This is a genomic window from Corallococcus sicarius (genome assembly GCF_003611735.1).
Lineage (GTDB): Bacteria > Myxococcota > Myxococcia > Myxococcales > Myxococcaceae > Corallococcus > Corallococcus sicarius.
In genome coordinates this window covers 1-9,800 of the sequence record NZ_RAWG01000338.1, presented here as the reverse complement: position 1 = coordinate 9,800, position 9,800 = coordinate 1, and the positions used below count along the sequence as shown (strand labels likewise).

At 71.2% G+C, this 9,800-nt stretch carries 7 protein-coding genes; 2 read left to right on the top strand and 5 right to left on the bottom strand.

All coding sequences use genetic code 11. The features are described 5' to 3' along the window. Positions 1–116 precede the first annotated feature (116 nt). Positions 117–962, top strand: coding sequence for a hypothetical protein (locus D7X12_RS34685; protein ID WP_147443888.1), 846 nt, complete (start codon positions 117–119; stop codon positions 960–962). A gap of 25 nt (positions 963–987) precedes the next feature. On the opposite strand, the gene D7X12_RS34680 is transcribed toward D7X12_RS34685, so the two are convergent. Next, the gene (locus D7X12_RS34680; protein ID WP_120629492.1) at positions 988–1,452 is read right to left on the bottom strand and encodes a DUF2267 domain-containing protein; all 465 of its coding nucleotides are present in this window, start codon (positions 1,450–1,452) and stop codon (positions 988–990) included. A gap of 93 nt (positions 1,453–1,545) precedes the next feature. Continuing rightward, entirely contained in the window at positions 1,546–2,961 is a 1,416-nt protein-coding gene (locus D7X12_RS34675) for a serine hydrolase domain-containing protein (protein WP_158620182.1), read from the bottom strand. A 100-nt stretch (positions 2,962–3,061) separates the two neighbouring features. Between D7X12_RS34675 and chrA the strand changes: the two genes are divergently transcribed. Further along, entirely contained in the window at positions 3,062–4,213 is a 1,152-nt protein-coding gene (gene chrA / locus D7X12_RS34670; RefSeq protein WP_120629490.1) for a chromate efflux transporter, read from the top strand. Positions 4,214–4,228: 15 nt separating this feature from the next. On the opposite strand, the gene D7X12_RS34665 is transcribed toward chrA, so the two are convergent. Genes D7X12_RS34665 through D7X12_RS34655 form a run of 3 tightly spaced genes read right to left on the bottom strand, consistent with a single transcriptional unit; the run spans position 4,229 to position 9,785 of the window. Continuing rightward, positions 4,229–7,351 (bottom strand): efflux RND transporter permease subunit, encoded by a 3,123-nt coding sequence (locus D7X12_RS34665; protein WP_120629489.1) that lies wholly within the window; start codon positions 7,349–7,351, stop codon positions 4,229–4,231. After that, a complete protein-coding gene (locus D7X12_RS34660) occupies positions 7,348–8,526 on the bottom strand; it encodes an efflux RND transporter periplasmic adaptor subunit (RefSeq protein WP_120629488.1) in 1,179 nt (392 codons plus the stop codon). Before D7X12_RS34660 ends, D7X12_RS34665 begins: the two co-directional genes overlap by 4 nt. Positions 8,527–8,531: 5 nt before the next feature. Then, positions 8,532–9,785: a TolC family protein gene (locus D7X12_RS34655; RefSeq protein WP_120629487.1), complete on the bottom strand. Its 1,254-nt coding sequence runs from the start codon at positions 9,783–9,785 to the stop codon at positions 8,532–8,534. Positions 9,786–9,800 lie beyond the last annotated feature (15 nt).

The following is a 9,800-nucleotide window of genomic DNA, read 5'->3' as shown; positions in this document are numbered from 1 at the left end:
CACCACTCGTCTAGTCGTCGGCAGCGTCAGATGCGTATAAGAGACAGGCGGAGAAGCCCGCCGAGACGCCGCCCCCCACGCCGCCGAAGCCCGTTCCGGCCGAGGAGAAGGCCCCCGTGCGCAAGCCGGTGGCCGCGAAGCCCGCGGAGAAGCCGAAGGAGCAGGACAAGGCCCCGGACGAGGGCGTCTCCGCGCAGGCCGGCGTCCGTCGCGCGCCGCTCGTGGAGGGCGCGGTGGGCCTGCGGCTCTTCGGCCGGTCGCTGCGCTACAAGGACGACGTGTTCGGCGTGCTGCGGCCCTACACGCTGGGCCTGGACGTGGGCGGCTTCCCGCTGCCGGGCGCGCCGCAGGTGGCCGCGGACCTGACCGTCTACCCGCTCGCGCGCCTCAGTGACGGCGCGCTGGCGCGGCTGGGCCTCACCGGCGCGTTGGATCAGTCGTTCGGGTTGAAGTCCACCGGCAGCAATGGGGCCGTGTCCTATCCGACCGTCGCGCGCGAGTGGCAGGCGGGCCTGCGCTACGTGGCGCCCTTCGGCCAGGCCGACCGCTACGGCTTCGAGGTCACCGGCACCTACGGGATGAACACCTTCCGCGTGGATCCGGTGAACGACGAGCGGCCGTTGGACCTGCCCAACGTGGAGTACAAGACCGCGGGCCTGACGCTGGGCCTGAGGGCGGCGCTGTCGGAGAAGTTCGACTTCAACTTCCGCCTGGGCTACCTGCACCCGCTGAGCGCGGGCGAGCTGAACTCGGACACGTGGTTCCCCAACGCGTCCATGGGCGCCGTCACCGGCAGCGCCACCGTGGCGTACCGCCTCAACCGCTTCGCGGACGTGCGCCTCAAGGCGGACCTGCGCCGCTACTTCTTCAAGTTCAACCCGGACGTGGGCGACCCGTACATCGCCGGTGGCGCCGTGGATCAGTACCCCGGCATCACGCTCCAGCTGGGCTTCCAGTACTGAGCCGGAGCACCCGCCGGTCCGTGCCTCACACGGGCCGGCGGAAGAGGTCCGCGAGGTCGGCGGGGAGCTGCGACGCCACCGCCGCCACCTCGTCCTCCGGGATTCTGTCTCTCACGGCCGTGAAGACGGTGGTGACCACCCGGAAGGCCTGATCCACCTTGATGCCCAGGTGGTCCGCCACGTCGGAGATGAACTCATCGCGGCCGATGCGCTTCGCCCTCGACGGGCCCCGGTGCACCGTGCAGGCGCCGAGGATGTCGCCGATGCCGCCCTTCAGCGCGCGGAAGAGCTTCACGTCCTCGCCGTCCGACAGCCGCCGGGCGAGCGTGCAGAACACCGCGCTCGCGGCCTGTCGGGCATCCAGGCCCTGGCTGTGCATGACGGCGTCACCCTGGATTTCGTCCAGGAAGGGCTGGAGCTCCAGCGACTCGGAGCGCTCCTTCACGGGAATGGCGTGGGTGTCCTGCGAGGGATCATGGGTCGAGGCCATGGGCAGCTCCGGAGGTTCGTGGGCCCGAAGGGGCCGTGTCCGCAAGACGCTGCGCACGGCGAAGGTCCCCGGCATCGTCCGGGGCGCCTGGCCTCACTCCTCCCTGACGTCCACCTCCGAAATCAGCCCGGCTGCATCGAAGGTGAGCAGCCATTGCTTCGTCTGGTCCCGGCCGTATACCGCGCGGTAGGTCCGCGTCTGGTGGTCCGGCGACTCGCGCAGCAGGACCAGGCGGCTCAGCGGCGGCAGGCCCCCGAGGCCGGGCGCCATCCACGCGTTCAGCTCCTTGATGTCTGCCTTCAAGGCCCCGGTGAAGGCGCCCGCGTCGGCCTTCCCTTCCGCCAGCGCCGACAGGATCTGCTTCACGGCCGAGGTGCGCGCGGGGAGCGCGTCGGGGATGCCGGGCTCGTTCAGGAAGGCGGGAGGCGTCAGGTAGAAGTTCGCCACGCCGTGGGCGAGCATCGGCGTCAGCTTCCGCTGGTTCGTCAGGACGACCACCGCGAGCTTCTCTTCCGGGTAGTAGACGGTGTCCGACAGTGCGGGCCCTCCGCTGTGTCCGACCTCCGTCCGGCCCCGGTAGCGGCCCACGGTCCAGCCGACCGCGAAGCCTCCCGGGGTGCCGTCGTTGAGCGGGGCTGGCGTCCACAGGGCCTTGCGCTGTTCGGCGTCGAGCAGCGTGTCGCCCATGAGCGCGCTCACGAACTTCGTCATGTCCGTGATGCTGGAGAACAGGCCGCCCGCGGCCCGGGTGTAGTGCGGGTACACGAACCAGTACTGCTGCTGGTGGTCCGTCTTCCACTGGTAGGTCGCCACGCGCCCCGGCACCACGTCACTGGTCAGGACGATGTGCTCCGGGTCGTGGGCCGCGTTGTCGAAGCGCGTGTTGGACATGCCGAGCGGCGTGGTGATGCGGTCGCGCAGCAGCTGCGGGTACGGCGTGCCGCTGACCTTCTCCAGGATGGATGTGAGGAGCGTGAAGTCATCCGACCCATAGGCCGCCTTCTCTCCTGGGGCCGAGGCGAGGGGGACCTTCTTCGCTGCTTCCACCGCCGCCGCCACGCCGGGCATGTCGGCGTCCGGCGGTCCCGGCTTCAACCCGGACGTGTGGCCCGCCAGGTGGCGCACGGTGATCCCCTTCCACGCGGGCGGCGTGCCCTCGATGTACTGGGAGATCGGCTCGTCGAGCCGGAGCTTGCCCTGCCCCACCAGCTCCATCAGCAGCACCGCGGTGAACATCTTGGTGCCGGAGGCAATCTGGAACGAGGAGCGCGTCGTCGCGGGCACGTTGGCTTCCAGGTTCGCGGTGCCGTAGGCCTGCAGCTTGATGACCTTTCCGTCACGGATCACGGCGACGGCCGCGGCGGGGATGTGGTTGCGCGCCATCTCCGCGCGCAGGTACGCATCCACCTTGTCGGTCGCGGCGAAGGCCAGGGGCGACCAGCCCAGAAGGAGCAGCAGCACCCAGCGGGGGAAGGCCACTGCGGGCATCGTCCATCGACTCACGGGCATGTGGTTCCTCGACACGGCGGCCAGGCTCTGGCTACGCGCGGAACTTCCCATGATTGCGAACGGTCCCGACTGCCCTATCTTCCGGACCGGTCATGCCCCCATGAGCGACACCCAGCGGACATCCCTGCGTGAGCTGGCGCTGCTGTTCTTCCGGCTGGGCACGACCGCCTTCGGAGGCCCCGCCGCGCACATCGCGATGATGCGGGACGAGGTCGTCCAGCGCCGCCGGTGGCTCTCCGAGGAGCGCTTCCTCGACCTGGTCGGCGCGACGAACCTCATCCCCGGGCCGAGCTCCACGGAGCTGGCCATCCACATCGGCTGGGAGCGCCGACGCTGGGCGGGGCTGCTCGTGGCGGGCATCGCCTTCATCGTGCCGGCCATGGTCCTCACTGGCGCGCTCGGCCAGGCCTACGTGCGGTACGGCACCGTGCCGGCCGCGGGCTGGCTCCTGTACGGCGTGAAGCCGGTCATCCTGGGCGTGGTGGTGCAGGCGCTCTGGGGGCTCGCGCCCAAGGCCGCGAGGACGACCGCGCTTCGCGTGCTGGGGGGCTTGGCCGCGGTGCTGGCGGCGCTGGGCGTGAACGAGCTCGCCGTGCTCTTTGGCGCGGGGGCCATCTCCGTCGCCCTGAAGCGCGAAGTCTTCCGGAAGAAGAAGCCTGACGGAAGGCTGGGTGTATTTCTTCCCCTGCTGCCGGTGGCGATGGGCGCGCAGGCCGTGACGCTGCCGTCACTCTTCTGGGTGTTCTTCAAGATTGGCTCGGTCCTGTTCGGCAGCGGCTACGTGTTGCTCGCGTTCCTGCGCGCGGACCTGGTGCAGCGGCTGGGCTGGCTGACGGAGGCGCAGCTCATCGACGCCATCGCGGTGGGCCAGGTGACGCCGGGGCCGGTGTTCACGACGGCGACCTTCATCGGTTACGTGCTGGCCGGCCCGTCCGGGGCGCTGATCGCGACGGCGGGCATCTTCCTGCCCGCGTTCATCTTCGTCGCGCTCAGCGGGCCGCTCGTGCCCCGCCTGCGGGCCTCTCCCGGAGCGGCGGCGTTCCTGGACGGGGTCAACGTCGCGTCGCTCGCGCTGATGGCCGTGGTGACCGCGCAGCTCGGGCGCGCGGCGCTCGTGGACGTGCCCACCGTCGTCCTCGGGCTCGTCGCGGCCGTGCTCCTGGTGCGCTTCAAGCTGAACTCCACCTGGCTGGTGTTCGGAGGCGCGGCGGCCGGGTGGGCCGTGCACGCGCTGGGGCTCGCGACGTCCTGAAGCCCCGGCCCGTCCCTACCCCTCCGTCACCGGCTGGGACGTGTCGTGCACCGGAGGCGTCTCGTCGCCGCCCTTGCCCCTGCTCAGCTTCCTGCCCAGCTTCGTCTTGAGCCGGTCCGCGACGACGTAGAAGGCCGGCACCACGAGCAGGCTGAGCACGGTGGACACCGACAGGCCACCCAGCACCGCGATGGACATGGGCGCGCGCGTCTCGCTGCCGGCGCCCAGGGCGAGCGCCGCGGGCACCGCCGCCATCATCGTCGCCGTGGACGTCATCAGGATGGGCCGCAGGCGCACCGGGCCCGCGCGCAGCATGGCCTGCATCGCGTCCAGCCCCAGCTCGCGCTGCTGGAGCGCGTAGTCCACCAGGATGATGGAGTTCTTCTTCACGATGCCCATCAGCAGCAGCAGGCCAATCATGCTGAAGATGTTCAGCGTGTTGCCCGTGGCCAGCAGCGCGAACGACGCGCCCGCCACCGACAGGGGCAGGATGGTCAGCACCGTCACCGGGTGCAGGAACGAATTGAACTGCGCGCCCAGCACCATGTACGCGACGGCGATGCCCATGAAGAGCGCGAAGATGAGGCTGCTCTGCGAGTCGCGGAACGCCACGCTCGCGCCGCCCGCCACCACGCGGATGCCTCCGGGCAGGTCCTTGCCCAGCTTCTCCACCGTGGCCAGCGCCTCCTCCTGGTTGGAGCCCGGCGCCACGTTGGCGAACAGGCTGATGGCCCGCTCACGGTCGCGCCGGGTGATCGCCTGCAGCGCGGGCAGCTCCTGCTGCGTCACCAGCGACGACAGCGGCACCAGCGTGTTGTTCGCCGTGCGGACCTTCAACAGCGACAGGTCCTCCGGCCGCGACCGCTGCCCCGCGAGCAGCCGCATCCGCACGTCGATGCGCCGCCCGCCGCTGCTGTACTTGCCCACGCGCACGCCGCCCACCAGCGCATTCACCGTGGAGGCCACCGCCTGGATGGGCACGCCCACGTCCGCCGCGCGCGCCCGGTCCGGGGTGATGCGCAGCTCCGGCTGCCCCAACTGGTAGTCCGTGTCCAGGTCCACCACCTTGCCGGAGGTCTGGAGCTGCTCCTTCAGCGTCTGGCTCGCCTCCACCAGCTTGTCCCAGTCCGACCCGCGCACGCTGAACTCCACCGGGAAGCCGCGCTGCGCGGTAAAGCCCGCCTGCGACAGGTCCTGCACCACCGCGCGCAGGCCCGGGTAGCTGTTGAACTCCTTGCGCAGCACCTGCGCGAACTCCGCCTGGGACATGCGCTGGTCCTGCGGCACCAGCGTCAGGTTCATGTTGCCCGAGTTCACGTTGCCGCCGCCGCCACCACCACCGCCGCCCACCACCGCGAAGATGCGCGTCACCTCCGGCCGGCTGGCGGCGAACTCCTCCGCGCGCTTGAACAGGCGGTTGGTCTCCTCCAGGCTGCTGCCCACCGCCGTCTGCAACCGCACCGACATGCGGCCCTGGTCCTGCGACGGGACGAACTCGCCGGGCAGCGCCTTGAAGGCGAACGCGCTCAGCACCAGCATCGCCACCGCGACCAGCAGCACCCGGTACGGCCGCACCAGCCCCCAGGCCAGCACGCGCGAGTACTGGTGCTCCAGCTTCGTGAAGGCCTTGTCCACCACCACGCCCACGCGGCCGCGGTGCTCGCGGGACGTCTTCAGCAGCTGCGCGCACCGCGCGGGCGCCAGGGTGATGGCCTCCACGTAGGACAGCAGCACCGCCACGCACAGCGTGACGCCGAACTGGAGGAAGAACCGGCCGATGACCCCCTCCATGAACACGACGGGCAGGAAGATGGCCACCACCGCCAGCGTCGCCGCCAGGGCCGCGAAGGTGATCTCCGCGGTGCCCTCGCGCGCGGCGCTCACCCGGTCCTTCCCCTCCTCCGCGTGCCGGAAGATGTTCTCCAGCACCATGATGGCGTCGTCCACCACGATGCCCACCGCCAGCGCCAGGCCCAGCAGCGTGAAGGTGTTGAGCGTGAAGCCCAGGAAGTAGATGACCGCCACCGTGCCCAACAGCGACATGGGGATGGCGAGCACCACGTTCAGCGTGCTGGAGAGCGAGCCCAGGAACACCCAGCAGACGAACGCGGTGAGGATGCACGCGAGCATCAGCTCGAACTCAATCTCGTGCACGCTCTCCTCGATGAACTGCGTCGAGTCGAAGTTGATGCTCGCGCTCATGCCCTCCGGCAGATCCTTCTGCAGCTCCGCGAGCACCGCGCGGACCTCCTGCGCCACGGCCACCGCGTTGGCGCCGCGCTGCTTCTTGATGCCCAGCGCCTGCGCGGGCTCGCCATTCACGCGCGCGAGCCGCCGCTCGTCCTCGAAGCCGTCCTCCACGATGGCCACGTCGTGCAGGTACACCGCGCGGCCGTTCTCCTCGCGCACCACCACGTCGCGCAGCGTCTCCAGGTCCAACGCCTCGCCCATGAAGCGCACGTTGACCTCGCGGCCCTGCGTCTCGATGCGGCCGGCGGGCAGCTCCACGTGCTCGCGCTGGAGCGCGGCGACGAGGTCCGTCACGGTGAGCGCGTGCGCATCCAGCTTCTGCGCGTCCACCCAGATGCGCACGTTGCGCTCCAGGAGGCCGCCCAGCATCACCTCGCCCACGCCGGGCACCGTCTGCAGGCGCTCCTTCACGCGGTAGCGGGCGAAGTCGCTCACCACCTGCTGGGAGAAGGGCCCGGCCACGCCCAGCCACATGATGGGCTGGTCCTCCGGGTTGGACTTGGAGACGACGGGCGGATCAATGTCCAGCGGCAGCCGGCGCTGGGCCTGGCTCACCTTGGTCTGCACGTCCTGGAGCGCCAGGTCCACGTCGCGCGACAGGTCCAGCTCCACCGTGATGTTGGCGCTGCCCTGGCGCGCGGAGGACGTGATGCTCTTGACGCCCTCCACCTGCGTCACGGCCTCTTCGATGAATTCGACGACGTCCGTCTCCACCGCCTCCGGGTTGGCGCCCTCCCAGCTCACGGAGATGTTGATGGTGGGGAAGTCCACGTCCGGGAACTGGCTGATGCCGATGCGCTGGGCCGCCACCAGGCCGAAGATGATCGTTGCCGCCATGATCATCCACGCGAACACGGGCTTCTTGATGCAGACGTCGGTGATGCTCATGGGCGGCCCTCCGCGCCCGTGCGGGCCTCGGGGGCGGGCTGCTCCCCCGTCACCTTCGGCTTGGGCGCCTGCGACACGCGCACGCCCACGCCGTTGCGCAGCGCCTCCGCGCCGCGCACCACCAGCGACTCGCCGGGCTTGAGCCCCTCCTTCACCTCCACGCGCCCGTCCGACGTGCGCAGCCCCAGCTCCAGGATGCGCTCGCGCGCCTTGTTGTCCTCCACCACGAACGCGAGGAAGCCGCGCTCGCTGGGGCGGATGGCCGTCTGCGGAATCACCGGGCTGCCGCCGCGCGTCTCCACCGGCACGCTCACCGTGGCGAACGCGCCGGGCCGCAGCTTCTGGGCCGCCTCGCCCGTCACCTCCGCGGTCACCGCCACCATGCGGCTCTGCTCGTCCGCGCTCGCGGACACGTAGGTGATCTTCGCGGTGTACTCGCCCCCTTCGGAGCGCACCGTGAAGCGCGCCGGCATCCCCGGGGTGATGCGCGTCACGTCCGCCGCCGCCACGTTGAAGCGCAAGAGCAGGGGCTCGCGCCGCAGGAGCGTGGCCAGCACCACGCCCGGCGTCACGTACTGGCCCGTCTGCACGGTGCGCGTCTGGAGGACGCCGTCCATGGGGGCGCGCACGTACGCGTCGCGCTGGTTGAGCTGCGCCTGCTCCAGCATCGCCTTCGCGGAGGCCACGTCCGCCTGCGCGGTGGCGGCGCGGGCCTGGAAGGTCTCCAGCTGTTCGGCGGGCAGCAGGCCCGGGCTCTGCGCGTTGACCTCCGCGCGGCGCTGGGCGCCGGCCTTCGCCTCCACGAGCGCGGCCTGGGCCTTCTGCAGCGCGGCCTCCGCGGCGCGCACGGCGATGGCGTAGCGCGCGGGTTCAATCTCCGCGAGCGTGTCGCCCTTCTTCACCGTCTGGCCCTCGCTGAAGTTCACGCGCTCCAGCGCGCCCGGCACGCGCGCGGTGATCTGCACGCGCTCGAAGGCATCCACGGCGCCCACGGCGCTGACCGCGTACTCCACGTCGCGCGACTCGACGGGCGCGACCTCCACGGGGAACTGGATGGCGCCCCTTCCGGAGGCGCCGCCCTTGCCGCCTCCCGCGGCCGCGGACGCGTCCTTCTTGCAGCCGGGAGCCAGGGACAGCACGGCCAGGGACACGGCCAGCACACCAGTGCGTCGCATTGCCTTCACGGTTCCTTCCCCAATGGATTCAGTCCGACGGAGGCCCGGAGGCCCAGGAGCGCCACGCCCAGTCCGTAGCGGTTGCGCGCGAGCGCGACCTCCGCCTCGAAGAGGCTGAGCGACGCGTCCGCCACGGTGAGCGCGGTGGACAGGCCCTGGCGATAGAGGATGCCAATCTCGGTGGCGTTCTTGCGCGCGGCGCGGGCGGCCTGCTCCGTCTGCGCGAGCGCGGCGCGGGCCGTCTCCAGATTCACGCGCGCCTGCTCGATGTCCACCGACACGCGCCGGGTGGAGGCCTGCGTGTTCAGCTCCGCGGCGTTCGCGGTGGCCACGCGCTCGCGGCGGTCCGCGTACCGGAGGCCGCCGTCGAAGAGGTTCCAGGTGAGATCCACCGTGAGGAAACCATCGCCGACGTTGCCGTTGAGGCCCGCATCGTTCGTGAGGCGGAACTGGGCGGTGGCCCCCAGCGTGGGGAGCAGGCGGGCGAGCGGCTCCTTCGCGAACTCCCGCAGCGAGCGCACCCGCAGGCGCGCGGAGAGGATGTCCGGACGCCGGTCGGTGGCGCCTTCCGTCAGCAGCTCCAGGGCGGGCGCGGGGCGCGCGGCGTCCGTGAGCAGCGGCTCCGGAGGGGCGAGCTCCCCGCGCACGGGTTCGACGAGGAGGAAGCCCAGCTCCAGGCGGGCCGTCTCCGCGTCGCCGGAGGCCGCAGCGAGGTTGGCCTCGGCGGTGGCCACCTCCAGTTCGGCGCGGGTGACGTCGTTGGTGCTGGCGAGCCCCGCGGTGGCGCGGGCCTGGGCGTCCGCGAGGCCCTGGCGTGCGTAGGCGAGGCGCTGTTCGGCGGCCTGGTAGACCTGCTGGTTCGCCAGGGTGACGAGGAAGGCGTTGGCGGCCTCGAAGGAGACCTGCCGGCGCGTCTCCACCGCGTCGAGCTGGGAGGCCTCGCTCTCCAGCTTCGCGGCCTTGTAGAGCGGGAAGCCGCGCGCGTCGAAGAGGGTCAGACGGCCGGTGAAGTTGGCGCCCAGGGCGTTGTACTTCTGGAGCACGACGGTCTGTCCGCCGACCTCGCGCGTGGACTCACGCAGACGGCGCGTGTAGGTGCCGCTGGCGCTGAGGCTGGGGAGGAAGAAGGCCCGGGCGCGGGCGACGCGGGCTCCGGCGGCCTCGGCGACCTGGCCCGCGGCGAGGACGGCCTCGTTGCGCTCCGACGCGAGCGCCACGGCGCGCTCGAAGGTCAGGGGGGCCGCGCCGGAGTCCTTCACTTCGGGCCCTGTCTC